Source organism: Peribacillus sp. ACCC06369, assembly GCF_030348945.1.
In the GTDB taxonomy this organism is placed as follows: domain Bacteria; phylum Bacillota; class Bacilli; order Bacillales; family DSM-1321; genus Peribacillus.
Genome location: NZ_JAUCEN010000002.1, coordinates 4398260 through 4424504, shown reverse-complemented (window position 1 = coordinate 4424504; position 26245 = coordinate 4398260). Strand labels below are relative to the sequence as shown.

General features: G+C 39.9%; 23 protein-coding genes. 18 read left to right on the top strand and 5 right to left on the bottom strand.

The window, feature by feature from the left end; translation table 11 throughout:
• Positions 1-146: 146 nt before the first annotated feature.
• Both QUF78_RS22450 and QUF78_RS22445 read right to left on the bottom strand, forming a co-directional pair.
• Entirely contained in the window at positions 147-839 is a 693-nt protein-coding gene (locus QUF78_RS22450) for an N-acetylmannosamine-6-phosphate 2-epimerase (RefSeq protein ID WP_289326418.1), read from the bottom strand.
• A 31-nt stretch (positions 840-870) separates the two neighbouring features.
• Positions 871-2406 (bottom strand): maltose/glucose-specific PTS transporter subunit IIC, encoded by a 1536-nt coding sequence (locus QUF78_RS22445; protein ID WP_289326417.1) that lies wholly within the window; start codon positions 2404-2406, stop codon positions 871-873.
• A gap of 337 nt (positions 2407-2743) precedes the next feature.
• Here QUF78_RS22445 and QUF78_RS22440 point away from each other — a divergent pair, with 337 nt between their 5' ends.
• The 12 genes from QUF78_RS22440 to QUF78_RS22385 all read left to right on the top strand — a co-directional run bounded on the left by QUF78_RS22440 (position 2744) and on the right by QUF78_RS22385 (position 15924).
• Positions 2744-3112, top strand: a complete 369-nt coding sequence (locus QUF78_RS22440) for a DUF2294 domain-containing protein (RefSeq protein ID WP_370016368.1) — start codon at positions 2744-2746, stop codon at positions 3110-3112.
• Positions 3113-3309: 197 nt separating this feature from the next.
• Positions 3310-4356 (top strand): ABC transporter substrate-binding protein, encoded by a 1047-nt coding sequence (locus tag QUF78_RS22435; protein ID WP_289314959.1) that lies wholly within the window; start codon positions 3310-3312, stop codon positions 4354-4356.
• A 21-nt stretch (positions 4357-4377) separates the two neighbouring features.
• Positions 4378-5307, top strand: coding sequence for a nucleoside hydrolase (locus tag QUF78_RS22430; protein ID WP_289326416.1), 930 nt, complete (start codon positions 4378-4380; stop codon positions 5305-5307).
• A gap of 24 nt (positions 5308-5331) precedes the next feature.
• On the top strand, positions 5332-6153 hold the full coding sequence (locus tag QUF78_RS22425; RefSeq protein ID WP_289326415.1) for an ABC transporter permease: 822 nt from the start codon (positions 5332-5334) through the stop codon (positions 6151-6153).
• 6 nt (positions 6154-6159) lie between these two features.
• Positions 6160-6948, top strand: coding sequence for an ABC transporter permease (locus QUF78_RS22420; protein WP_289326414.1), 789 nt, complete (start codon positions 6160-6162; stop codon positions 6946-6948).
• Positions 6949-6963: 15 nt separating this feature from the next.
• Positions 6964-8028 (top strand): ABC transporter ATP-binding protein, encoded by a 1065-nt coding sequence (locus QUF78_RS22415; RefSeq protein ID WP_289314963.1) that lies wholly within the window; start codon positions 6964-6966, stop codon positions 8026-8028.
• Between the two features lie 16 nt (positions 8029-8044).
• Entirely contained in the window at positions 8045-9763 is a 1719-nt protein-coding gene (locus tag QUF78_RS22410) for an adenine deaminase (RefSeq protein WP_289326413.1), read from the top strand.
• Positions 9764-10072: 309 nt separating this feature from the next.
• Positions 10073-10231 (top strand): hypothetical protein, encoded by a 159-nt coding sequence (locus tag QUF78_RS22405; RefSeq protein WP_289326412.1) that lies wholly within the window; start codon positions 10073-10075, stop codon positions 10229-10231.
• Positions 10232-10897: 666 nt separating this feature from the next.
• Positions 10898-12802, top strand: coding sequence for an endonuclease MutS2 (locus QUF78_RS22400; RefSeq protein WP_289326411.1), 1905 nt, complete (start codon positions 10898-10900; stop codon positions 12800-12802).
• Between the two features lie 810 nt (positions 12803-13612).
• Positions 13613-14026: an Rrf2 family transcriptional regulator gene (locus tag QUF78_RS22395; protein WP_289326410.1), complete on the top strand. Its 414-nt coding sequence runs from the start codon at positions 13613-13615 to the stop codon at positions 14024-14026.
• Between the two features lie 66 nt (positions 14027-14092).
• On the top strand, positions 14093-14998 hold the full coding sequence (locus QUF78_RS22390) for an NAD(P)/FAD-dependent oxidoreductase (protein ID WP_289326409.1): 906 nt from the start codon (positions 14093-14095) through the stop codon (positions 14996-14998).
• A gap of 293 nt (positions 14999-15291) precedes the next feature.
• Positions 15292-15924, top strand: coding sequence for a class I SAM-dependent methyltransferase (locus QUF78_RS22385; RefSeq protein ID WP_289326408.1), 633 nt, complete (start codon positions 15292-15294; stop codon positions 15922-15924).
• 267 nt (positions 15925-16191) lie between these two features.
• Here QUF78_RS22385 and QUF78_RS22380 read toward each other — a convergent pair whose 3' ends face one another.
• Both QUF78_RS22380 and QUF78_RS22375 read right to left on the bottom strand, forming a co-directional pair.
• The gene (locus QUF78_RS22380; protein WP_289326407.1) at positions 16192-16335 is read right to left on the bottom strand and encodes a hypothetical protein; all 144 of its coding nucleotides are present in this window, start codon (positions 16333-16335) and stop codon (positions 16192-16194) included.
• Between the two features lie 35 nt (positions 16336-16370).
• Entirely contained in the window at positions 16371-17336 is a 966-nt protein-coding gene (locus QUF78_RS22375) for a DMT family transporter (RefSeq protein WP_289326406.1), read from the bottom strand.
• Positions 17337-17471: 135 nt separating this feature from the next.
• Here QUF78_RS22375 and QUF78_RS22370 point away from each other — a divergent pair, with 135 nt between their 5' ends.
• From QUF78_RS22370 to QUF78_RS22355, 4 genes are all read left to right on the top strand, one after another.
• A complete protein-coding gene (locus tag QUF78_RS22370) occupies positions 17472-18368 on the top strand; it encodes a LysR family transcriptional regulator (RefSeq protein ID WP_289326405.1) in 897 nt (298 codons plus the stop codon).
• Positions 18369-18465: 97 nt separating this feature from the next.
• The gene (locus QUF78_RS22365) at positions 18466-19359 is read left to right on the top strand and encodes a LysR family transcriptional regulator (RefSeq protein ID WP_289326404.1); all 894 of its coding nucleotides are present in this window, start codon (positions 18466-18468) and stop codon (positions 19357-19359) included.
• 811 nt (positions 19360-20170) lie between these two features.
• Positions 20171-20410 carry a hypothetical protein gene (locus QUF78_RS22360; protein ID WP_289326403.1) on the top strand — a complete coding sequence of 80 codons (240 nt, stop codon included), beginning with the start codon at positions 20171-20173 and terminating at the stop codon, positions 20408-20410.
• An 81-nt stretch (positions 20411-20491) separates the two neighbouring features.
• Positions 20492-22723, top strand: coding sequence for a transglycosylase domain-containing protein (locus QUF78_RS22355; RefSeq protein WP_289326402.1), 2232 nt, complete (start codon positions 20492-20494; stop codon positions 22721-22723).
• Between the two features lie 147 nt (positions 22724-22870).
• Here QUF78_RS22355 and QUF78_RS22350 read toward each other — a convergent pair whose 3' ends face one another.
• The gene (locus tag QUF78_RS22350) at positions 22871-23122 is read right to left on the bottom strand and encodes a hypothetical protein (RefSeq protein WP_289326401.1); all 252 of its coding nucleotides are present in this window, start codon (positions 23120-23122) and stop codon (positions 22871-22873) included.
• A 240-nt stretch (positions 23123-23362) separates the two neighbouring features.
• Between QUF78_RS22350 and QUF78_RS22345 the strand changes: the two genes are divergently transcribed.
• A complete protein-coding gene (locus QUF78_RS22345) occupies positions 23363-24565 on the top strand; it encodes a M20 family metallopeptidase (protein WP_289326400.1) in 1203 nt (400 codons plus the stop codon).
• A 71-nt stretch (positions 24566-24636) separates the two neighbouring features.
• The gene (locus QUF78_RS22340; RefSeq protein WP_289326399.1) at positions 24637-26067 is read left to right on the top strand and encodes a YfcC family protein; all 1431 of its coding nucleotides are present in this window, start codon (positions 24637-24639) and stop codon (positions 26065-26067) included.
• Positions 26068-26245 lie beyond the last annotated feature (178 nt).

Sequence of the window (26245 nt, the reverse complement as noted above, 5' to 3'; positions counted from 1 at the left end):
TCAAATTACTTATATGTATACCTTTTATAGTTTAATGTATCCATTAGGGACGTCAATAACCGGAACGGATGGCTACAGGAATATGGATCAAAAAAGAGACCCAAACTATTGCCAGTCTGGGTCATTTCATTACTATGTGCAATTTTCTATTCTTGGATAGCATCCACGAATCTTTTAGTGATTTGCTGCGGTCTGGTAATGGCACCGCCCACTACTACTGCATGGACATTAATATCCAATACAGAGCGGGCGATTTCTGGTGTTATGACATTTCCTTCAGCGATCACTTTCGCTTTTTTCACTGCTTTTACTATCTCTTTGAGCACAGCATAATCATCCTGATATATTTTTTGGCCAAATGTTTCGTTCGTATAGCCGTATAAAGTGGGTGCTACAATATCGAATCCTAACTGTTCGGCGTATACTGCTTCCTCTATGGTGGATACATCAGCCATTAGTAAAACATCCGGATATTTAGCTCTTATTTCGCAATAAAACTGTTTTAACGTTTTACCGTCCGGTCTTACCCGGGCTGTAGCATCCGTCGCAATGATTTCCGCTTTAGTTTCCATCAATGCATCAATTTCGGCCATGGTGGGAGTGATAAAGACATCATTCTGTCCATACACCTGTTTAATGATCCCTATGACAGGAAGGTTCACATTCTTCTTGATTTCCATTATGTCAGCTACGGAGTTTGCGCGAATGCACTTCGCACCGCCTTCTTTGGCAGCAATAGCCATGCGTCCCATAATAAAAGAGCTGTGCAGCGGCTCATTCTCCAATGCTTGACAAGATACAATTAAGCCTTTGTGAATTTGATCCAGCACCTGTTGCATGTTTAACACTTCCTTATCGTTATCTATGTTCTTAATGACCCAAGAATTCTTCCACTTCATTTTTGATGATCGTTACTTGGGGACCGTAAACTATTTGAATGCCATTCCCTTTTTTTACGACGCCTTTTGAACCGGTTTGTTTAATGACGTCCTCTTTCACCAATGATTCATCCTTTACCGTGACACGGAGACGGGTTGCACAGCAATCGACTATATCGATATTTTCCTGTCCGCCTAATCCATTAACGATGGTCTGGGTTCTTTCTGATGCCGTTACTTGTGTAACAGCGGCCTGTTCATCATCTTCACGGCCAACCACTTTTAAATTCTTCTTCCTGATCAAGAATTTAAAAGTGAAGTAGTATAGGAAAAACCATGGAATGCCGACGAGAAGTACATAAACCCAGTTTGTTTTACTGATACCCTGGAGAATCCCGAATAAAGTGAAATCAATAAATCCTCCAGAGAAGGTTTGACCGATTGTTATATTGAATATATCTGCCATCATGAAGGCAAGCCCGTCAAACAAGGCATGAAAAACATAAAGGATTGGGGCGACAAATAAGAAACTGAATTCAAGCGGTTCGGTAATGCCTGTTAAGAAAGATGTTAAGGCAGCTGAAAGAAGCAAACCGGCCACGACTTTCTTATTTTTAGGTTTAGCGCAGTGATAAATGGCCAGTGCAGCGCCTGGTAAACCAAACATCATCGTGATGAACCGCCCGGACATGAACCGGGAAACACCCTCATAGTACTTGACAGTAGTTGGATCGGCCAATTGCGCAAAGAAGATATTCTGAGTCCCGCTGACAATCTGCCCTTTAATCTCCATCGTCCCGCCTAAAGCTGTTTGCCAGAAGGGAAGGTAGAAAATATGATGCAACCCTAACGGCCCGAGCATCCGTAATATGAATCCGTAAAAGAAAGTCCCAATCGTACCTGTGCTCGTTACCAGCGCACCTAATTGGTTAATGAGAAGTTGGAAATAAGGCCATACGATAAAAAGCACGGCTCCAACCAAGATGGACGCGAAGGAAACGATGATTGGAATGAAACGGGAACCACCGAAAAACCCTAAAACTTGCGGAAGCTGAATTTTATTATATTTATTGTGCAGATATGCAGCAGAGATACCTACTACGATACCGCCAAACACACCAGTCTCCAGTGTTTGGATCCCGACCGCCATTCCCTGTCCGGCACCTGCCAGATTCTCTTTGGCAAGTTCCCCGTTTATTAGAAGCAGTGCATTTATTGTACTGTTCATGACGAAGTAGCCGATCATGGCTGCAAGTGCAGCGGTCCCTTTATCCGAGCGTGCCAAGCCCACTGCAACACCTACGGCAAAAATAACCGGCAAGTTGCCGAATACGATGCTTCCTGCAGAACTCATGATCGTGAAAATGGCCTGCAGCCAAGCAAAGTCTAAAAAAGGATAGGCCTCAACTGTATTTGGATTAGAAAGAGCACCGCCAATTCCCAGCAATAAACCGGCTGCTGGCAAAACGGCAATCGGGAGCATAAAAGATTTACCGAACTGTTGCGCTTTCTCAAAAGCTTTCTTCATATTAATTCCTCCCTCATTTAACGAGCCCTTTGATACTCTCTATTTTTAATCGCTCTATACTAGCTATATTAAATCCTTATGATAGCGTTTTCAATGCGGTGCAAGGTTATATCAATGGTTTTCAATCTTGCGCTTATTTCTCTGAAAAAGTTTTCATTAATAGAAGTGCTGGCTTGGATATAAAGTTATATGAATATATTGAAATCCTCATTTGTTTATTTTTATAATTCGTGTATTGGTAAGTAAATGTACGCTTTTTATAAAAAAAAAGATATTTTTGTACGAAATCCGAATATTATCTTGTGCAATTCTGAAAAAGTATATATAATTACCTCAAATGATAGTTTGGCAGGTGATAGTCATCTTACCGATAAACTCTAACGAAACGAAGAAATTGCTTTCTCATATGTATAATGAGGTATCGAAGGAATTGTTCGGCTTTGGTACGACTTTGCTAAAGGTTACCATTGAGAAGAATGTGATTACATTTCAGGCCAAACATCGACGTGCCCCGCGCTCTGAAGCTTTAGAGGGTGAAGTTCCCAGCCTGAAGCAGGAAGTTGACTTCCATATGTCACTGCTTTATAAAAAGAAACTGAGACAAAAGCTGGAAACGCAAACGGATTGGGATATTGAAGCCGTCCTGAGGGATTATGACTCAGCGACGCAGCTGGCATTCACCAATATTGTATTGAAGGAAAATTAATATAATCATATAAATGGATTTCCACTCGGATTTATCTGGAGGGAACGCCACAATAGAACCAAATGATAAGTTTTATCTTTGTTTACAAAGAAAAGACAATCTTGGGTAGAATTTCAATTCTATTTAAGATTGTCTTTTTTTACATTTATATCAGTAAAAAGGAAATTTTAAACAATATGAAAGTGGAGGTTTGAATGATGAAAAAAATGATTAGCGTATTGATGGTGTTATCCCTTTTCACATTTGTTTTAGCTGCATGCTCTTCAAAGGAGGATGGCAAGAAAAAACCAGCCAAATTAGTCGTTTCCACTTGGGGATTCGCTGATGATTTCTTCCGGCCGGAAGTCTACGCACCATTTGAAAAGAAGCATAATGTCGAGATTGTCGTTGATTCAGGAAATAATGCTGATCGACTGAACAAGGTACGCCAAGCGAATAGTGATGTGGATGTTATCTATTTATCCGACTACTATGCACAGCAGGGCATCGATGAAGGCTTATTTGAAAAAATTGACCACAGTAAAATTCCGAATATTGATAATATATACGACAAAGCAAAAGCACCAAATGGAGAGGACTTTGGACCAGCCTATACCATTGCACAATTTGGCATTGCTTATAATCCCGATGAAGTGAATAAGCCAATTACGTCTTGGAAAGATCTTTGGAGCAAGGATTTGGCAGGGAAGATAACGATCCCGTCAATCACATCAACAACTGGACCGATGTTTTTGGATGCCGCTTCAAAAGTCAGCGGAAGTAAAGAGTTCAATGAAGATAAAGCCTTTGATCAAATGAAAAAGATCATGCCGAATGCGGTAAAGGAATATGGGCAAACATCTGAGTTCGTAAACATGTTCTCGCAAGGGGAAATTGCTGCAGGCCCGATCATGGAAATGTATTTTGGCGATTTACAGGAAGCTGTTCCTCAAGCTAAGTTCATTTCACCTGAAGAAGGCGGTTACGCAGTGATGAATACGGTGAATATTGTAAAAGCCAGCGATCAAAAAGAATTGGCCGGGGAATTCATGAATTACATCTTAAGCAAGGAAGTTCAGGAAAAATCAGCGAAAGCGAAAGTGGATTCTCCTGTCAATACCGAAGTCAAGCTCTCTAAAACGGAAGCGAAAGGCTTAACATATGGGGATGACGTCATTAGCAGCTTGCGTGTGTTAGATATGAAGTTTGTAAACCAAGAATCTAAACAATGGATCGACCGTTGGAATCGTGAACTTACACACTAAGAAAAAAAAGAGGTGTGCTTGATGAAGAAAAAAATGATTCTTGATGTGGATACTGGAATAGATGATGCGATCGGGATCATTCTTGCTGTTAAAAGCCGTCAATTCGACATATTGGCGATTACGACAGTGAACGGGAATGTATCACTTGATACGGCCACACTGAATACATGCAAAATATTGGATTTATTGAATGAACAGGACATTTCAGTCATAAATGGGGCAGATAGCCCAATTATCAGGAGCCCCTTTTTTGAACACCGGATCCATGGCGAAGACGGGATTGGCGGTGCCTTGAAGGATGTGCCGGTCAAAAAGCAGCCTGATGATGGATTTGCTTCTGATTTCATCATCAATTCCATTTTGAATTTTCCTGATGAAGTGACGCTTGTCATGACGGGACCTCTTACGAATTTGGCATTGGCGGTGAAAAAATGTCCGCAAATCACCAAGCTTGTTAAAGAAGTCATTTTCATGGGCGGTGTTGTACAAGGGGTTGGCAATGTCACGCCAACTTCTGAATATAACACGTATGTCGATCCTGAAGCTGCCAAAATCGTCTTACAGGCGGGATTCGAATCGATCACGCAAGTTGGTCTTGATGTCACGAGAAAGGTTCTATTGGATGAAGAGCATATCCAATTGATCCAAAACGATGCACTTGCTGACTATATAAGCGAAAGTACATCCGATTATCGGAAAAGGTATTTTGAACGTAACGGTATATGGGCTTGTGCGATGCATGATCCATTAGCTGTAGCCATTGCTTTGCAAAATGATCTTGTCACTAGAGAAGAATATTATGTGGATGTAGAAACAAAAAGTGAAATTTGTGACGGACAGATGGTTTGCGACTTTCAAAATAGGCTGAATAAGCCGCCAAATGCGCATGTTTGTCTTGACGTGAATGCGGAAGCGTTTTTCGACCTGTTTATTCGCATAATCAATTCATAAATAATACGAACAGGGGGTTCCGAGGTGAAAAAACGCTATCTATACCTGTTGCTGTTGCCAGGGGTTCTATTTTTAACGATATTCATGATCATTCCAATCCTATTGACGATTGGCACGACATTTTTTACTGAAAGCGGCTTTTCCATACAAGGATATCTCGATTTTTTCAGAGATCGATACTTTATTGAAATACTGCTCACGACACTTAGGGTGAGTCTGTTCACGACCATCATTTGCATTCTATTAGGATTTCCAGCAGCTTATTATATTTCAAAATTGAAACAACGAAAAAAAGTGATCATGCTTTTACTGACGATCTTTCCGCTATTGACAAGCCCTGTGGTTCGCTCATTCAGCTGGATGGTGATTATCGGTAAAAACGGCGTGGTGAATAAATTGCTTATGGGCATGGGCCTGATTGAAAAGCCGCTTGATATTTTATACACGCCTACTGCAATCATCATCGGATTGGTCCATTTATTCCTGCCATTGATCATCGTGACGCTGGTGGGGGTGATGGAGAACATCGAGACGGATTTGTTAAAAGCGGCGGAGAGCCTTGGAGCGTCAAGATTGGCAGTATTCTCAAAAGTGATCATTCCGCTTTCGGTTCCAGGTTTGGTCATTGGCAGCATCCTTGTTTTTGTAGGGAGCTTCACTGCCTATACGACGCCTGCTTTACTAGGTGGGAAACAGCGGGTCATTTCGACATTTCTTTATCAAAACGCAATTACATTGAACGAATGGCAAGTGGCATCGATTGTCGCCACCATCATGATTGCCGTGACCGTTCTAATCATATCGATCATGAATGGTTTGGCAAAAAAATTAAATCCAAAGGGGTAGAGGTGTATGCAGGAAAAAAATCGAGGATTGGCCCTGTTTACTCTCCTGGTGTTTCTCTTTTTACTAGGGCCTTTGCTTATCATATCCGTTACGTCATTTGAAGGCGGAAATATTTTGAAATTCCCGCCGGAAGAGTTTTCTTTAAGATGGTACGAAAATATTTTTAATGTGGAAATGTTTTTGGTCGCTTTTAAAACTTCCATCCTTGTTTCACTCGGAGGCAATCTTTTGGCACTGTTACTGGGAGTGCCAGCTGCCTATGCATTGAGCCGATATGATTTTAAAGGGAAAAGCGTGATTAATGCATTTTTCGTTTCGCCAATATTAATTCCGGGAATTGTGCTGGGCTTTGCATTTTTACGTTATATTGTCGGAACTTATCAGCTTCCGATATATGCGGCCCTGTTTGTTGGACATACTGTTATCATGCTGCCGTTCATCATCCGTGTGATTTCTTCAAGCTTATCAAACTTTGACTTTTCCATTGAAGAAGCGGCGGAGAGTCTCGGAGCCAGTAAATTGGGGACATTCTTTACAGTCGTCCTCCCGAATATAAAATCAGGAATTCTAGCGGCAGTCATGATCGCCTTCTTGGAATCCTTCAATAATGTAGACATTTCAGTTTATATGACAGGCCCTGGGGTAAGTACGTTTCCGATCCAGATGCTGACGTATGTAGAGAACTACTTCGATCCTACCATTTCGGCCATTTCCGTATTACTCATGTTCATAACAGCTTTCTTCATGTTTATAGTAGAACGGCTCATGGGCTTGTCTTATTTCACAAAACGATAAAGGAGGTAATGATGGATGGCTTTATTCACTTTACAAGATATATCTGTAGCTTATAACAAACAGAATATATTAAAGGATTTCAATCTTGAGATAGAAAAAGGGAAACTGGTATCCCTTCTTGGCCCGAGCGGCTGTGGGAAAACGACGACCCTGCGTTTAATTGCCGGATTTTTACAGGCGAATGAAGGGAAGTTTTTATTTAAGGAAAAGGACTATACGAAAGTGCCCGTAAACAAGCGGAATTTTGGCTTTGTGTTCCAAAACTATGCATTATTCCCGCATTTGTCGATATTCGATAATATTGCATTCGGTCTCCGCCTTAGAAAGAATTCAAAAAGTGAAATTGAAAAAAAAGTGATGAATGTGCTCGAAATCGTTAATTTAAAAGGATTTGAAAAGAGATATCCCCAAGAGCTTTCCGGAGGCCAAAAGCAGCGGGTTGCGATTGCCAGGGCATTGGTGATTGAGCCGGACATCCTATTATTCGACGAGCCATTGAGTAATCTTGATGCGAACTTAAGGGTGAATATGAGAGTCGAGATTCGTCGTATCCAGCAAGAGCTGGGTATTACGACTGTGTATGTCTCCCATGATCAGGAAGAATGTTTTTCCATTTCCGATCAGGTAGCGATCATGAATAAAGGGATCATCGAGCAGCTTAGTGACCCTGCCACCATTTACAAATATCCTGAAACCAAATTTGTCGCAGACTTCATCGGTTTTAAGAACTTCATTGAGTTTGATAAGCGGACGGATCATGAAGGCAAAATTGAACTGAATAAGTCTGGCTACTCATTTGTCCTGCACAAGGATGCACAGATGACCAATTCGACTGGAAAAATAGGCGCCATCAGACCGGACGATCTGTTGATTAGGGAAAAAGACAATGTTGGAGCGGTTCTGGAAAATAGTTTATCAGGCCGGGTTAAGGTAAGTACGTATCTGGGAAGAAGCTATCAATATGTCGTTGAAACGCCAATAGGGGATTTCACTGTGAACAAGGAAATGACGGAATCCTACCGGACGGGGCAGGAAATCATCCTTGAAATTCCGAGAAACCAGATGGTGCTTGTTGACTAGCTTAGGAGGGTAAGTTATGCGAATGGATATGCTTGTAAGAGATATCAACGTGTTTAACAGCTATTTTAAAAGATTCATTAAAGGGAATGCAGCCATCAAGGATGGAAAGTTCTATTATATTGGAGAACGGGAATTGGATGCCTTCGAGCCGGATAGAATCGTCGATGGACAGGGGAAGTATATGGTTCCAGGTCTGATCGATATCCATCTCCACATTGAAAGTACAATGGTCACGCCGGCCACGTTTTCCTACGGGTTAATCAAAAACGGCGTGACGACGATCGTGCCGGAACCGCATGAAATGGCCAATGTTTTCGGAATTTCCGGTGTGAAGGAAATGATCAAAGCGAGTAAAGATTGCGTAGCGGATATGTTTTATGCCATCCCGAGTTCTGTTCCTGCGACATCGATGGAAACGACAGGCGGTTCTATCGAAATAGGCGACATAGATGAATTGATGCAAACAGAGGACATTATATGCCTCGGCGAGATCATGAATTACTATGAGGTCATATCCGACCCGGATTGCAAGACGAATCGGATCTTGTCCCATATCCGTTCCCGCTATCCGAATCTGATCATAGAGGGGCACGTTCCAAAGCTGCTCGACTTGGACTTGCAAAAGATTATTTATGCCGGAGTGAATTCAGATCATACACACCAGACCGTGGAAGGGATGGATGCGAGGATCGCAGCCGGAATGTTTATTGAGATTCAAGAAAAATCAATGACTGAAGAAGTGATCGAGTACTTGAAGGAAAAGCAGGTGGATGAGCATTTCTGCTTTGTCACCGATGACGTCATGACCGACTCTTTCCAAAAAAGAGGACACCTGAATGTCCTTTTGAAGAAAGCCATTCAAATGGGCATGTCCCCGGAAAAAGCCATCTATGCATGCACATATACACCTGCACAGCGGATGAGGATGTATGACCGCGGCGCCATTGCGCCAGGAAAAGCGGCAGATTTTCTACTTGTATCCAACTTGGAAACATTTGATATTGAACAAGTATACAAAAAAGGCGAGCTAGTCTATGAATCTTCCCGGCCATATGTGCAAGAAGTGAAGGAAAGGCAATTTCCTGAGCATTTCTATCAAAGTGTGAAACTAGCGGAACTTACTGAAAACGATTTTAACATCCCAATTTCAGACAAGCATGGACACAGCAAGTGCCGGATCATCAACGTGCAGAATGGTTCCACTTTCACAACGGAAACCCATGATTTTATTGATGGGAAGAATGGTGAATTATGCTGGGAAGAAAGCCCTTATGGTTTAATTGCAACATTCGAGCGATACGGGAAAAACGGCAACAGGGCGCACGGGTTAATCACCGGCGATGTTTTGAAGCGGGGAGCAGTTGCCACAACCTATTCGCATGATAACCATAATCTTTTGGTGATTGGCCATAACAAGCAGGATATGCTGCTTGCCGCCAACGAAGTGATAAAGAAGCAAGGCGGAGTCTGTTGCGTAGAAGATGGCAAGGTCCTATCCATGATACCTCTTCCGGTAGGGGGCATCCTTTCCGAAGAGCCAATGGACATCGTATCTGAACAGGTTCAGCACCTGACAGATGCACTTAAATCGTTAGGCTACGAACATTATAATGTCATCATGTCATTAAGCACCTTATCGCTTCCTGTCAGCCCGGCCCTGAAAATAACCGACCATGGATTGATCAACGTGAATGAAGGGAAAATAGTCCCTCTCATAATGAATGATGAAGCTTAAACCGCAAAGGGGGATTATCCAATGGATAATCCCCTATTCTTAATGACTTAACAGGACGGACTCATTTCGTCATTACGTATCATATGTCTAGTTACTTAGGAGATATTGTTCAAATGTTAGCTGCACTTCTAAATAAAGGGAATTAATCTACTCTAGAGTAGAAGGGGGAGAATACATCCTCTAATATTTATTTTCATATATTTTCCATAATGTGAAAGATATGATAAAATAGAGGGACAACTGAGGATAGAGTGGAAGGTCACAGTTTTGCTTTTCCATCTAATTATAGATGGGGAAGGAGGTGACCTCATGATTCATTTCTTATTGAACTTAATTACAGATTTGGGTAAAGAGATAATTGTTGCTGTAGCAACCAGTCTAATCCTGTCTGTGTTCGCCAAGAAAATGAAAAAGAACCACTCATCCTCCCAAGATGGCAATGGTTCTTCTTCTGATTCTTCTGATTAAGAGTTATTAGTTGTGACCAACCACTCTTGCTAGTTGTCAGCCTCATGTTAGCGCATGAGGCTGTTTTTAGTTTATGTTAATATAAGGATAACATACCCAAATTTTAAAGTAAATATTCAGACACTGAAAAGGGGAGTTACTGAAGCATTATGGCTGTTAAAGCCAATATCCCCTTTTGTTTTACATGAATGGATTCGAAGGACGGCAAAAAAATGAATTGACTCTTTCTTACTGATATGGTATATTAATCCCAATCTAAGAAAAGGTGTGGTGTTTTATGTCGGGAGTAGGTATCAACTAATTTAGTTGAATAAGGTATTTAATCACTGATTGGTCAGTGGATTAAGTATGCCTTTTTTCACAGTGTAATTATGCATTGTGAATACCTACCTTAAGACTGCTTCCTTTTCCATAAATCGTGTAACATGTAGGTGTTACGACGAAAAGCATGGTGGGATTTGTCCTATCATGCTTTTTTGTGTACGCAGGTCTATTCGAGCTGCCTTATTTGTTAACGATTTTAGGTCCTTATCTATAGATAAGACCGATGTCCGCAGGAGCTTTCTACTCAAATGGCTTGTTCATTTGTAAAGGTAGGGGGACCATTGCGGGCATTTTTTGGATTCGGGAATTTTAATCACTCACTAATTCAAGGGGGATCATTAGATGAATACAATGACTTATGAAAAAATACAATATATCCAACTCAAGGAAATGGTGAAAAACCATTGCGTAAGCGGTTTAGGAAAAGCATTATTGGATCAGCTTAAGCCTAGCAGCAATTTGAAGGTCGTTAAAAATCGTTTGAACGAGACTACGGAGGCTAGGAACTTACTGAATGCGGAAAGCCATATTCCCTTAAAAGGAATTTCACATATTGGCCTCCATATCGACAAACTGGAAAAAGGAATGATTTTGGAGCCGTCAGAGTTAGTGGCGATAGCAGACTTCTTAAGAGGCTGCAGGAATATCAAGAAATTCATGACCGATAAAGAGTTCTTTGCACCAACACTGCATTCCTACGCCCGCTCCATGACTGAATTCAGGAGCATTGAAGAAGAAATCCAATTCACCATCAAAGGAAATGCTGTTGTTTCCGAAGCCAGCAAGGATCTGAAACGGATCAGGAACCAAATCATCAAGACAGAAGGTAAAATAGAGGAACGACTGAATAAGTTCTTGAAGAGCGGAGCCAATAAAGAGTTCATTCAGGAATTTTTCATCAGTAAAAAGGGTGATCGCTACACCATCCCGATCAAAGCCTCCTATAAAAATCAAGTGGCTGGAACGATCGTGGAAGTATCCGCAAAAGGGGCTACCGTGTTCATTGAACCTGCCTCGGTAACGAAATTAAATGTAGAATTGGCCAGTTTAAAAGCGGAGGAATCGATGGAAGAGTATCAACTTTTGGCCACATTATCCGGAACGGTTTTCGAACAGCTGAAACCGATCAAGATAAACATCGAGTTAATCAGTCAATATGACATGATCTTCGCAAAAGCCAAATTCAGTAAAAGCATGGATGCCATCGAACCGAAAATCAATGATCATGGTTATATTAAATTAAAGGGCTGTAAACATCCCCTTTTGCCGCAAGACAGCGTACCTTTAGATTTCGAAATCGGTAAGGACTATCGCAGCTTGATTATTACCGGCCCTAATGCCGGGGGTAAAACGGTCGTCTTGAAAACGATCGGCATCCTTACATTGGCCGTCATGTCAGGGCTGCATGTTGCCGGTAAAGAGGGGACGGAGCTTGCCGTCTTCGATCAGGTATTCGTCGATATCGGTGATAACCAAAGCATTGAAAATGCACTGAGCACATTTTCATCGCATATGAAAAACATCTCGGAAATCATGGGGGCATTAACCAATAACTCATTACTGCTGTTCGATGAAATCGGGAGCGGAACGGAACCAAATGAAGGTGCCGCGTTAGCGATTGCCATCCTTGAGGAATTTTATCAGAGGGGCTGCATTACCGTTGCGACGACCCATTATGGTGAAATCAAGCGCTATTCGGAAATACACAGTGATTTCATGAATGCGGCCATGCAATTCAATAGTGAAACACTTGAGCCAAAGTATAAGCTGTTGATCGGTCAATCCGGGGAAAGCAATGCCCTGTGGATAGCGAAAAAAATGAATGTACGTGAAAAGGTTTTGCAAAAGGCAAAGCTATATATCGACAATAAAGACTACGACTTGGAGCGTGTCCAGGAAGGTAAAATCAAAAAAGCGAAGCCAGCGGCCGTTCCTAAGGAAATATTATATGAATATGAAGTCGGCGACAAAGTGAAGGTAAGCGAACTGAATGGGTATGGGATCGTTTATAAGAAAAAGGACTCCTTCAATAATGTCACAGTCCTTTTCGAAGATACCTTCAAGGAAGTTCATGCCAATAGGCTCGAGCTGGAAATAAAGGCCGCCGATTTATATCCTGAAGGCTATGATCTCAATTCCCTATTTGTCAGTTACAAAGAAAGGAAATTGAACCACGACCTTGACAGGGGATCAAAAAAGGCGCTAAAGAATGTAGCAGCGGATATACGGAAGAAACTTGGTGAATAAAACAAATCCTGATGATTAATGAAATGGTAATATGGAGGTTGTAAAAACCGACACCGGCAGGGTATGAGTTCTGTTTTAACAGGGCTCATACCCTTTAATTTTGTCTTACTTTCTCGTGTGAAGAAGGAAGGATTAGGCTATAGACGCAGATATGAAAGGCATAAACAATCAAAATCAATTAGAGTTGAAAGATAAAATAAGAAAGGGATACATACATCATCTGAAAGGTTGTTAGTATCACCTAGATATTTAGCTTCTTACATTTTTTGAATGATCAAACATCTTTAAAATAAAAATTGCACTTAGAAAAAGTACTGGAATTCCTACAATAAAATAATAAATACCTTTGGGCATATACATATCAAAGTAATATAAAAATAATACGACCCAGAGAAATAGGACAATATATTTTTTGGATTTTTTCATTATTAATCATCCTTTGAATTTAATAAAAATCTATCAACCATAGCAAAGCCAATTGCTCCGTTAAGGTTAAACACCCAAATACCTAGAATGAAAATCACTTGTTTATTAATCCTTGTTTCCAAAATAAACGATTTTTTTAGTCGGTGGGTTCCAAAAATGACCAGTAAAATTTCAGAAATGATACGGCCCTCCTTGTATAGAGGGAGCGATGTCGACATTACTTTCTCGTGTGGATCGTAACCAGGCAAATTATTACAAGTTAAGATTTTGGCAGGATGATCAACGTTAGGTGAGGTGAAAAAGGTTTGCGGTTTTTTGCAGCTTGAGTTACAATCAATTACGGGTATTAAAAGTCTGTAATAGATTTAATTATGAGGTGCATCAATGAAGTATTCAAAGGCAACCAATTATGCACTACATACAATGGTGCATTTAACGTCGGAACCAAAAGGCCAGACGGTAAGCGTGGATCAGCTGGCGCACATGCAGGATTTGTCCCCGACGTACTTGTCGAAGATTTTGACGAAGCTTGTGAAGGCTGGATTAATTGAATCAGTGCCAGGGGCAAAAGGCGGCTACAGTACTTCACGCCGGGCTCAGGACATTTCGTTTCTGGATGTTATTGAAGCGGTGGAGGGTCAGTCGGTGCTGTTCAACTGTGCGTTTGACCATGAAGAAAGCGAGTGTTTAATTGAGCGCGTGATGATCGAGGCGGAAGGCAACATGAAGAAAGAACTGGCTGGACGAACGATTCAAAGCATTGCGGAGCAGTGTCAGGAAACAAAAAAAGAAAAATAAATTTTTTTACACAAATTAAGGACATTAAGGGTCTTTAATAGATTTTATAAAGAAGGAGTGTTTCATGTGTTGGATTGTGTAATTATTGGCGGAGGACCTGCAGGACTGAATGCCGCATTGGTCATGGGGCGTGCTGGACGGAAAACAATTTTGTTTGATGAGGATAAACCCCGTAACCGGGTGACGCAGGAGTCGCACGGATTTATCACACAGGATGGGGTAAAGCCGTCAGAATTCAAGAAGCGGGCAAGAACGGATGTCCAGAAATATCCGTCCGTCTCCATTAAGGATGAGCGGGTGGAGATTATTGAAAAAGCTAGTGGTGTGTTCCGAATTCAAACGAAAGGCGGAACGGATTACATGGCGAAAAAGGTGCTTCTTGCAACAGGTCTTCGGGATGTTTTGCCGGAGATTCCAAACATACAGAATGTATACGGAACGAGTGTTTTCAGCTGTCCGTTTTGTGACGGCTGGGAAATGCGGGGCCAAGCATTGGCGGTAATTGCAGAAAATGAACGGGCTTTTCATATGGGAAAACTGCTGTCAAACTGGAGCGGTGATGTGATCGTTTTTACAAATGGCTATCAGGTTCTTGATGAGGAGAAGGATATCTTAGCTAGGCAGCACGTAACAGTCGTGGAAGAAAAGATTGAAAGTCTTAAATCGAAAGGAGGTCAGCTGACATCGATCCGGCTGCAAAACGGACAGGAAATCAAAAGGGAGGCAGGGATTGTGGTCACTGACTTGGTGCAGTCTGCTCCTTTTGCGGAACAGCTTGGCTGCGAGATCACTCCAAACGGCGGGATTAAAGTGGATTCATTTGGACGAACAACGGTTGAAGGAGTATTTGCATGCGGAGATACATCACTCAGCACGCCTTCCCAGCTGGTGATTGCGGCGGCGGAGGGCAATAAAGCGGCGGCCGGAGTCATCATGGATTTAGTTGAAGCTGCATTTCTTTTGGAGGCATAAAATCCTTGAATGCATAAGAGTATTTTTCAAAAGAAAAAGATCTTTTTGTAAAGATTGTTGTTTTTAAAACGAAACTATTTAAGGTTGATTGGAGCGGAAGTGCGAGACTCCTGCGGGAGCAGCGGGACAGGTGAGACCCCACAGGCGTTCACGCCGAGGAGGCTCACCGCCCGCCCCGCGGAAAGCGAGCAATGGAGGGGAAATCAACCACACCGCATTATTTGGTGAATAGCAACAAAGTATGCGAAAACAGCCAAAGAAAAAGAGCTAATATTTGTAAAGGGGATTGAGGCATGACAGAATTCTGGGAAGCAAGTTTTATAGAAAATCAAATGATGTGGGGATTTGAACCTTCAGACTCCGCAATCTTGGCAAAGGACTTTTTCCTTGAGAATAAAGTTAAGGATATATTGATTCCTGGTATTGGATATGGCAGAAACGCAAAGGTTTTTATTGAAAACGGAATAAATGTAACAGGTATTGAGATTTCAAAAACAGCGATTGATTTGGCAAGGCAAAATGGGCTTAATATTAGTATTTTTCATGGTTCAGTAACCGATATGCCTTTTGATAACAAACTTTATGATGGTATATTTTGTTATGCGATTATTCACTTATTGAATAATCGTGAGAGAGAGAAGTTTATTAATGATTGCTATAATCAGTTAAAGCCAAACGGCTATATGATTTTTACTACCATTTCAAAAGAAGCCCCAATGTTTGGAAAGGGCAAACAACTGGATAAAGACTATTTCGAGATAATGGAAGGGGTAAAAATGTTTTTTTATGATTCCGACTCGATAAAACAGGAATTTGGAAAATATGGATTGATAGAATCTTCGGAAATTGTCGAGCCGCATAAGAATATGGAAAATAAACCTCCATTTAAATTTATAATGGTAAAATGTCAAAAAGAACTATCATAAAAAATCAAAAATAGTGAATTGTTAATTGTTACGGCTTATGAAGTGATTACGCATTATCCATAAAAAGGGCATGTTTTGATCAATCATTTTTCAACACATGCTCTTTTCTATTTGCTCGCGGACGCTGACAAAGCGAAGGTAAGTGAGCTGTGGACATGCAATCGTTTATAAGAAAAGGATTCATAGAAGATGTCGTCGTTCTGGTTAGTACAAAAAAAGCCTATCTAAATGACAGGCTTTTTTGCGTTGTATTGCCAAAAGTCTATTTTATTGAGTTCGTTTATTTCTATCATTATATAGATTGATTAATTCTGCATTTTGCTCATTCATTTTTTTCACATTCTTATTAATCGTTGCCAATTCCCATAGTACAGCTAATCCAAAGATTAGCATAAGCGTTAATAAATCCATTGTTGCCCTCCTATTGATGTTTTGTACCTTTATGTTTAAACGATTCTCTTTACTTTCCTTGGATTCAATTCCTCAACTTGGGAAGGCGAGTTTTTTCTTTGATAATAATTGTTTTGAATCAATGCATATATCACTAAAAAAGTTCCCAGTAATTCGAATGATGATAGTGATCCTCCTTGGATGAAAACGATGGCCAACGTGGTTATTGGCACTAAATTAATAAATAGGATTCCATTGATCGGCGTTAAAAGTTTTATGCCTAAATTCCAGCTTAAAAGGGCTATGGCACCGGGGAAAATAATCATGAAAATCATTTCGCCATAAATGGATTGCATAACCTCTGCTGTAGGGACAGACAGGCCCAGTACACTTGCAAATAATGTTATGATTCCTGATACCGAAGTTCCTAAAATACATGTTAAAGTCGAATAGCGGAGTGTTGACCATCCATTGAATTGGTTGCCGCCCATCGTATATATAACCCAGCCTATCACCCCGATGAGAATGAAAAGTAGAGGAATGATGCTATCTTTCAATGATAATAGGAATGATAATTTGCCACTTGTAATGACAAGAATGGCCCCAATTAAGGCAAGGAGCATACTGGCGATGTTATATTTCATGGGTTTGGAATTTTTGAAAACCCACATTATTAAAATTGAGATCATGGGCATTAATGATTCCATGATGGAAGCAACAATTACCCCGTTATGTCCCAGTAAGTCCTGACCTGCGAAAATGAGAAAGTTGTATACTGTAAAAGCCATCGTTCCGAAAAACAATAACCTCTTTCCTTGCCCTTCCAGCTTAAATGACTCCTTCCCCTCTTTCATTAAAAGCAATATCCCTAAAATTACGCAAACAGCTAAATATCGCAAAAAAGAGAAATAAAAAGGATCAATATACATTAATGCCCTTTCTGCAACTGGAAACATGGCTCCCCAGGAAATACTGGCTGTCAAACATAAAAGTGCACCGATTAAAACTTGATTTTTTTTCATAAAAGCTTCCCCTCAAAAAATAATGATTGATTAAATTCCTATACACACCTTATGATAAAGTCATTATCATGTAAAATGACTTAAAATGAATATAACCATCATTATTAATGATAGTTGAGAAAGGGGGTCACTTTTATGGAAATACGGGATTTGCAAATATTCCAGTGCGTCGCTAAATATGGCAGCATAAGTAAGGCGGCTGTTGAGTTGAATTACGTCCAATCCAATGTAACGGCGAGGATTAAGCATTTAGAGCAGGAGTTACGGACGCCTCTATTCAATAGACATAAACGTGGCATGTCATTAACTGCAGAGGCTCGAAAAATGTTGGAGTATGTAAACAAAATTTTGCTTGATGTTGAAGAACTCAAGCAAGTATTCCTGGATAGTGAAACACCTACAGGGATATTGAACATAGGTACAGTTGAAACGGTCACCGATCTTCCCAAGATTCTAGCCTCTTATCATAAACAGTATCCAAATGTTGATTTATCCATAAAGGCTGGGTTAACAGAAGACCTAATTAAAGATGTCATTGAACATAGGTTGGATGGAGCTTTCGTTACAGGACCGATTAAACATCCGCTCATTCAGCCATATGATGTGTGTACAGAAAAACTTGTATTGGTTACAAGAAATGAAACATTTGACCTTGAAGAAATTATAACAGAACCATTTTTGGTATTCAGTCAGGGTTGTGGCTATCGCTCTAAACTGGAACAATGGCTGAAAGAAGAAGAAGTGATGCCCAAAAGGATCATGGAGTTCAATGTATTGGAAACGATCTTAACCAGCGTAACTCTCGGTCTTGGCATTACCCTCGTACCACAATCAGCGGTAAATCACCTTGCAGCCAATGAAGAAGTGCACGTGCATGCAATTCCGGAAGAGTACGGCAATATTTCGACTGTCTTCATTCACCGTAAAGATGCTTATATGACAAACTCCATGCAAAGCTTCTTGCAAACGATTGAAGTTCATCATGAAGACCGATTTAAGCAAAGTCCTGGAACCACTCCTGAGCTAGTATGAAGGAAGGGGAGCATCATATCTCTGTACATAGAATGATTGAGGATCGCTGAAACCGTTGATTATTAGGCTGCGAAACTATTAGGGGTGGCGAAAACTTATGGATGAGAAAGATTGTTTAATTTTGCAATATTTATATCAAGACCAGAATCTGACAAAAGCTGCGGAGCGGCTTTACATGACCCAGCCTGCATTAACGTACCGCGTAAGGCAAATTGAAAAGGAATTCCAAACTGAAATATTGTCCAAGAACGGAAAAAACATTAAAATGACACCAGCTGGAGAATATTTGGTAAGCTATGCAAAAAAAATGCTCATAGATTTACGTCAAACCAAAGAGTATTTATTGAATATGGGAAGTGAAACAAAGGGTAGTTTAAAGTTAGGGATAAGCAGCCATTTCGGTCTTTATAACCTGCCTTCCATTTTACAAGATTACATGGTCAATTGTCCTATGGTCCATTTAAATGTTGATACGGGCTTCAGTACGGAAATGATGGAATTGCTCATGCAAGGGGAGATAGATGTTGCGATTGTAAAAGGCGATTATGAATGGTTCGATGAAAAGCATCTTCTTGCGGAAGAAAATATATGCATCATTTCAAAAGATGAGATACCTGTTGATAGCCTTCCGGGATTGCCGATGATTAATCGTAAAGAACCGAATGTTTTGCTGAAATATAGAAATATATCGCAAATTCCTTCTGAAATGAGTATCGATCATTGGTGGAATGAAAGGTTTACATCACCTCCTTTGATGATGATGCAAGTGGATAGCTATGAGACATGCAGAGAAATGGTAAAAAGAGGGCTTGGGTATGCCATTATTCCTCGTGTTTTTTTGCAAGAAAATGATGACTTGTTTTCCCATGATTTGATTTTAAAAAATGGTGAAGAACTAAAAAGAAGAACATGGATGCTATACCGGCAATCATCTTTACAATTAGCCAGTGTTTCCAAGTTTGTGAGTGAAATCAAAAAGCTATATTGCTAAACGGAGATAATGATTGTTCTCCTTTCAGACTGCAGGCAAACTCGAAGAAAAGCGAGTTTGCCTGCAGTTTTTTTATTAAAGGCTATGTTAAAGAGTGTTGTTGATCATCTTGATGAACTAACGGGGCATGTTAGTGCCATAAGACGGGTTGAAAATCCAGCTCTCTTTTAAGTCGCTCTTGAGAAATATTATTCAGCTAAGAAAAGTAAAAAATAAAAATCCATCCCTGAAAAGCTTCAAGGATGGATTTCAGACAAACACCAAGATCCTTAGGGTGTCTCTTGGATAAATCTTATTATGTCTATAGAAAGGTAAGTTATCCAGGTTATTACGTAAAACGAACATAATATATAGAATAAGAGAATGTGCTTATAAACGGGAACAAAATCCGGCTGCCATAATAGGTGGCTTTTTATTTGATTAAAGTGCAGATTTGGTCTTTATATAGAGGGGGGAATCGAGGTGCCCCCTTATTACTAAGGTTCCTTTCGAATTAATATAAATGGACTGTGTAATGGACTGAAAAAAATGAAATTTTCTATACACGCTTTGACCTTTTTAGGCTGTATCTATGGTATTCATAAAATATTTATAGATGGTATACAAGGTATTTTTCAAAAATAGTAGGAATGCTATCCATCATTTTATCAACATGGGTATTTGCTTCATGAATAACGTCTTTGAAAGACAAAGCTGGTCGATAATTGCATTCTTATTCAGTATATAAATTTTAAGACTATTCGCTTCAAATAAGTAGACGTGTTTCCCTACTTAAGACAATCAGAAGTGGTTCTCGAAAGGGGGATTTAATTTGAAGAACTTTATTGTTTGTTATACCTTGGAAAATGATATTAAACGAGAAAAAATAATAAAAGGGCCAGATGTAAAGAAGGAAGACGTTCTACAAGATGTATTAGATAAGATAGTACGAAGTAATTACTTTATTGCTAAAACCGACCAAGGAGAGTATAGGATAAATTCTTCCTTAATACGTTATATACAGGTTTTGCATGAAATGCATTGTATTAAATACCATACTGATCATCAATGACCAGTGAGTAAATAAAAGGTTATTTCTTTGCAAAGTTTTCTTCAATTTTGTTGAGTAACTTGAATATGGGAGAGAAGATTAATGTCAGAAACGTATCGTTCTCGTCAGGAACGAAAACAAGTGGAAAAAACAAAACAAGATCAAAAAAAAGGTAAAAACTCCCCTAAAAGAAGGTCTTTCTTGAAAAAAGTTTTACTTTGGTGCTTACTGTTAGGTGTTGTTTCAATTGGAATAGGGGCAGTTACGGTTACAGCAATGATTAAGGATGCACCTAAAATAGATGCTTCAAAACTAGTCGATCCGCTTTCTACCAAATTATACGATAAAAACGGGAATTTCCTTTACGAATATGGTAAAGAAAAGCGGACAAAAATTAAGTATTCTCAAGTTCCAAAAATGTTGGAACATGCTTTCATTGCCACGGAGGATGCACATTTTTATGAACACAATGGCATTGATATAAAAGGAACTGCGAGAGCAATCTTCAAGAACCTAAAAGGGGATTTCGGATCTCAAGGCGGAAGTACGATTACACAGCAGGTCATCAAAAACTCCTTTTTGTCCCCACAGAAAACAATAAAGCGAAAGGTACAGGAATGGAGTTTGGCATATCAGCTTGAGCAAAAGTATTCTAAACATGAAATCTTAATGATGTATTTAAATAAGATCTACCTTGGAGACGGGGCATATGGTGTAGCAGCTGCCGCCAAAAATTACTACGGAATCGATGCCGATCATCTAAATAAATTAACGCTTCCGCAGGCCGCTATGTTGGCGGGGCTCCCACAGAGTCCAAGTTATTACGATCCCACTGAACCCGAACATGTGAAAGCTGCAACAAATCGTCGAAATATTGTTTTAGAAGCCATGTATAAACTAGGGTATATTACGAAAAAGCAATTGGAGGATGCAAAGAAGGTTCCAGTTACATCAGGACTTGTTCCAAAAAAGAAACAACATGGAATGCCGTACGAGGCGTTTTTGGACGCTGTTGTAAAAGAAGTTGAAAGAAAGCTGAAAAATGTAGATATCAGTTCGGATGGATTATCTATTTATACGACGCTAGATCCAAAAGCTCAGACCTTTGCGGACAAAATAATGAACACCGATACGATTATTTCTTATCCAAATGACAATTTTCAAGGAGCCTTCGTATTTTTAGATACAAAAACAGGAGAAGTTCGAGCTATTGGAAGCGGTCGAAACCAATATAAAGCTTCCTTCCGAGGCAACAACTTTGCGGTTGATATTAAACGTCAACCAGGATCTACTTTCAAGCCAGTCTTTGATTATGGTCCGGCTATTGAAAATTCAAAATGGTCTACAGCACACCAAATTAATGATCATGAGATAACCTACTCAAATGGTCAATCTATTTCTAACTGGGATCATCAATATCACGGAATGTTGTCGATTAGAACAGCACTTCAATGGTCATACAATATTCCAGCACTCCTTACCCTTCAAGAAGTAGGGATGGATAAAGCACAAAACTTTGCAGAAAATCTGGGTATTACTTTTAATAATAATAAGGTGTACGAATCATATGCGATTGGAAGTAATACGGTTAATCCATTAGAGCTGGCAGGGGCATATAGTGCTTTTGGAAATAACGGTGAATACAATACACCACATTTTGTTCGTAAAGTTGTCTATCCTGATGGCAGAGTTGTTAATTTAACTCCAAAGCCAAAACGTGTTATGCATGACTACACAGCTTATTTGGTGACGGATATGTTACGGACAGTCGTAAAATCTGGTACAGGAAAAACAGCAGATGTCCTTGGACTAGATGTGGCTGGAAAAACTGGCACAACCAATTTTGACAGTAAAACCAGAGCACAATATGGATATCCATCCGGTTCGGTAAATGATAGTTGGTTCGCTGGTTATACACCGCAATACACTATGGCGGTTTGGACTGGATATACTAAAAATGGTCCGGGTAATTATATGGATGGAAATATAACTAAAATCTCGCACCAAATGTTTAAGGTCATGCTGGAAGCGTTTGGAACAGACCGGAGTAGCTTCCAACAGCCTAGTGATGTATACCAGGTGAATAATGAACTGTTCATTAAAGGTGCAAATCCTGAAGAAGCTCCACCAGTTACAAAAAATAATAAAGATAAACCATTTGATATTGATGGAAATAAAGAGGATAAACAACATAAACAAGAGGAAGAGAAATATAAACAAAAGGAAGAGAAGCATAAACAACAAGAGGAAAAGAAACACAAACAAAAGGAAGAGAAGCATAAGCAAAAAGAAGAGAAGCATAAACAACAAGAGGAAAAGAAACACAATCAATAAAGATTTTTAGGATGGGATCGCATTGGTTCCATCCTTTTTTTTGATACACGTAAGAGAATGTGAAGGTTTCTTCTTAAACTATAGGGTGCGTTAGTTCCATAGGATGCACTAAAGAAGATCACTTATTAGGTGGTCTCTTTTATTTGTTCAAAAATCAACATTAATCTTTAGCAAAGCCTTATTTAAAAAAAGTTCTAGCTTGATTTCAGAAATCCGCTCCCTTTCCGCCGACTGTCTGCCAAGCCGCATCAAAGCAAGCGCCTGTGGGGTCTCGGCTAGCCAGTTATTCGGCAGGAGTGTCGCAGATTTCTTCAAACTAGTGAGGGTTTCATCCATATAAAACAGTAAAAAATCATGGATTATAACCAATTCTTGTTTTGAAATTATGGTAATCCCCAAGTATTGATTCCGTAATTCGCTCCTTGCTGATTCAAGATGAGACCAATCCGAACCCTCTTTTTGCGTTAGTTGTTAACAGAAAGTTCAATGAATTTTTAAATATTCATGGTTGTTACTATTTAAACTATAAAAGAATTTTTTAGTATCATAAAAAAACCTTAATTTTACTTATCATTAAAGTGAACGTAATATTTAAAAATAAACATTTAATTTTCTGAATCTTTTGGAGGTTGTATATTTATGTCAATTAATGTTGTGGAAGGAAAGAAATCTATTCAAGTGGCTGTTGATGCCCGTGATGCTGAATTACGTGAGCTAGCATTAAACATTCATGCTCATCCAGAACTTAGTTTCCAAGAGTACCAGGCAATGAAATGGTTGATAGAGCCTTTAGAGACGGCGGGCTTCTCGGTTGAAAAAGGGGTTGCTAATTTAGAAACTTCATTCAGGGCAACATGGGAGGGGCACCCCGGCGGTCCGACGATTGCCATTTTAGCTGAATATGATGCACTGGCAGGACTTGGCCATGGATGTGGCCATAATATTATTGGAACATCAGCCATTGGAGCAGCATTAGCATTGAAAGATGCTCACCCTGACCTTCCGGGGAAAATCGTCGTATTAGGGACGCCTGCGGAAGAGGAAGGCGGAGGGAAAATTTTAATGGTAGAGGATGGAATTTTCGATGATGTGGATGTAGCCATGATGTGTCATCCGCAAAAACAGACAATGGTATTGCGTGGGGGTCTGGCATGTGTGGATGCATCTTTTAAGTTTTATGGAAAAGCCTCTCATGCGTCTTCTGCTCCGGAAAAAGGAATTAGTGCTCTTGATGCAGTTATTAATACTTTTGTTGCCATCAATTCCTTACGTCAATTTTTTAAAGATGATGTGAGAATCCATGGGATCATTACAAAGGGCGGGGATGCAACAAATGTAGTTCCTGCCTATTGCCAGGCTGAGTTTTTACTGAGAGCAAGCACTGTGGAAGAGTTAAATGTTGTTCGTGAGAAAGTATATGCTGCAGCTCGTCATGCTACAGAAGCTGTCAGTGCCAGAATCGAGATAACCGAAGGGCTGATATATGCTGAACGAAATAATAATAAAGCGCTAGCCGCCTTATTTAAAGACAACCTGGAGTTGTTAGGGGAGGTAGTATGTGACCCGCCTGCAAAAGGGGGAATCGGTTCATCGGATATTGGTAATGTTGGACAAGTAACTGCAACGATTCATCCGTATATCAAAATAACGGATGACGCAATAACCCATACTCCGGAGTTTGTACAAGCAGCAGCATCGGAGAGAGGGATGATCGGATTGAATAAAGCGGCAAAGGCATTAGCGATGACGGCATACGAAGTATGTATGAACCCTCAATATATTCAAGGAATTCGGGGAGAATTCGAAGCATGGAAAGCTACTAAATCATGTAATGGAAGATAAAGAAAGCTTCCATTTTGCGGGGTGGATCCAGGAAATACAGGTGGAAATAATGTTGAAGGTGGTACGGGAAAATGAGTAAAGTGAGCGTCGGAAAAATAAAGAGTGAACCCCCATTCAAAAAAAGCAAAATAAAAATGCCACACACATTTGTAATTATTATTTGTATGATCCTGATTGCAGCTGCATTAAGTTATTTAGTACCCGCAGGTGAGTTTGACAGAGTGGAAGATAAAAAAACAGGCAATACGGTAGTAGTGGAAAACTCTTACCATTCTGTAGAGAACAACCCCATTGGTATATTCGAAGTCCCTTTAGCCATTGTTCATGGCCTTATTGATGCAAGTGATACGGTTTTCTTTATTTTCATTGTCGGTGGAGTATTTCAAATCATTAATTCCACAGGTACGATTGAAGCCATGGCTGCGAGGGTTGGAAAGACTTTCATGAACCAAGGAATCGTCATTATTCCTATTTTTTTAACTCTATTTTCAATCGGGGGATTCACGATTGGAATGTCAGCTGAAGTGATGGCATTTGTGCCAATTGGCATTGCCGTTGCAAGGTCATTAGGCTATGATGCCTTGACTGGAACAGCGATGGTGACGCTTGGCGCAGCGGTCGGATTTACAGCTGGACTCCTTAATCCTTTCAATGTAGGAATCGCTCAAGCCATTGCTGAAGTTCCGATGTTTTCAGGAATGTGGTTACGGGGAATCATCTTGGTGGTTTTACTAATTGTCACGAGTTTTTATATCATTAAATATGCAAAAAAAGTGCAAAAAAATCCACAAGCCGGTATTGTATATGACTTAGAAAAAGAAGAAAAGCATGAGAATTTGGATATATCCACTTTATCCTCCATGAAGCTCAATCATTACTTAACGATATTTGCCGTGTTGATAGGATTTAGCTTCTTAATTTGGGGTGTTTCAAAAAAAGGCTGGTGGATGGAAGAATTAGCTGCATTTTTCTTAACATTAGGTGTGATTGTTGGCTTTATATCTAAATATGGGCCGAGCAAAATTGCTAGTGAGTTTGTTCAAGGGGCAAGGGATATTACTTTCGGGGCCTTTATTGTTGGTCTGGCAAAAGGTGTAGTCGTAGTGTTGGAGCAAGGACATGTCATCGATTCAGTTGTAAACGGACTTGCATCAACAGTAGGCCATTTGCCAAGTTCGATCCAAGTTCTTGGCATGTATATATTTCAGACAATCATGAATGTGTTCATTACTTCAGGAACGGGTATGGCAGCAACGACCATGCCGATTTTAACACCGCTTTCCGACCTGATCGGTGTTACGAGACAAACGACCATCCTTACTTATCAGTTAGGAGATGGTCTTTCAAACTGTATTCTCCCTACCTCTGCCATGCTTATGGGAAGTTTAGCAGTCTCTAAAATTAAATATCAAGAATGGGTAAAATTCTTCTGGCCTTTGTTATTGATATGGATTGTAATAGGTGCTGTATTTATTTTAATAGCAGATTTCATTCGATATTAAATATGGTAAGTGGTGAATTCGGTTATATATGCCTGGATATACTGAACAAGAACGAATCGAGCAGCTCTTTGGCTGCTCTTTTTTATGTTGTTTGAATTAAACTATATCAATTTTAGAATGAATGCTTTATACCAGGTGAAGAAGGATAAATGATTGGTTTAGAGAATAATTATGGAAA

Coding starts and splice junctions, on each gene's coding strand:
- QUF78_RS22355 (WP_289326402.1), top strand. CDS start 20,492: ATGTCAGAAACGTATCGTTCTCGTCAGGAACGAAAACAAGTGGAAAAA.
- QUF78_RS22380 (WP_289326407.1), bottom strand. CDS start 16,335: ATGGATTTATTAACGCTTATGCTAATCTTTGGATTAGCTGTACTATGG.
- QUF78_RS22420 (WP_289326414.1), top strand. CDS start 6,160: ATGCAGGAAAAAAATCGAGGATTGGCCCTGTTTACTCTCCTGGTGTTT.
- QUF78_RS22440 (WP_370016368.1), top strand. CDS start 2,744: ATGATAGTTTGGCAGGTGATAGTCATCTTACCGATAAACTCTAACGAA.
- QUF78_RS22450 (WP_289326418.1), bottom strand. CDS start 839: ATGCAACAGGTGCTGGATCAAATTCACAAAGGCTTAATTGTATCTTGT.
- QUF78_RS22345 (WP_289326400.1), top strand. CDS start 23,363: ATGTCAATTAATGTTGTGGAAGGAAAGAAATCTATTCAAGTGGCTGTT.
- QUF78_RS22370 (WP_289326405.1), top strand. CDS start 17,472: ATGGAAATACGGGATTTGCAAATATTCCAGTGCGTCGCTAAATATGGC.
- QUF78_RS22410 (WP_289326413.1), top strand. CDS start 8,045: ATGCGAATGGATATGCTTGTAAGAGATATCAACGTGTTTAACAGCTAT.
- QUF78_RS22375 (WP_289326406.1), bottom strand. CDS start 17,336: ATGAAAAAAAATCAAGTTTTAATCGGTGCACTTTTATGTTTGACAGCC.
- QUF78_RS22435 (WP_289314959.1), top strand. CDS start 3,310: ATGAAAAAAATGATTAGCGTATTGATGGTGTTATCCCTTTTCACATTT.
- QUF78_RS22445 (WP_289326417.1), bottom strand. CDS start 2,406: ATGAAGAAAGCTTTTGAGAAAGCGCAACAGTTCGGTAAATCTTTTATG.
- QUF78_RS22365 (WP_289326404.1), top strand. CDS start 18,466: ATGGATGAGAAAGATTGTTTAATTTTGCAATATTTATATCAAGACCAG.
- QUF78_RS22340 (WP_289326399.1), top strand. CDS start 24,637: ATGAGTAAAGTGAGCGTCGGAAAAATAAAGAGTGAACCCCCATTCAAA.
- QUF78_RS22400 (WP_289326411.1), top strand. CDS start 10,898: ATGAATACAATGACTTATGAAAAAATACAATATATCCAACTCAAGGAA.
- QUF78_RS22430 (WP_289326416.1), top strand. CDS start 4,378: ATGAAGAAAAAAATGATTCTTGATGTGGATACTGGAATAGATGATGCG.
- QUF78_RS22405 (WP_289326412.1), top strand. CDS start 10,073: ATGATTCATTTCTTATTGAACTTAATTACAGATTTGGGTAAAGAGATA.
- QUF78_RS22395 (WP_289326410.1), top strand. CDS start 13,613: ATGAAGTATTCAAAGGCAACCAATTATGCACTACATACAATGGTGCAT.
- QUF78_RS22385 (WP_289326408.1), top strand. CDS start 15,292: ATGACAGAATTCTGGGAAGCAAGTTTTATAGAAAATCAAATGATGTGG.
- QUF78_RS22415 (WP_289314963.1), top strand. CDS start 6,964: ATGGCTTTATTCACTTTACAAGATATATCTGTAGCTTATAACAAACAG.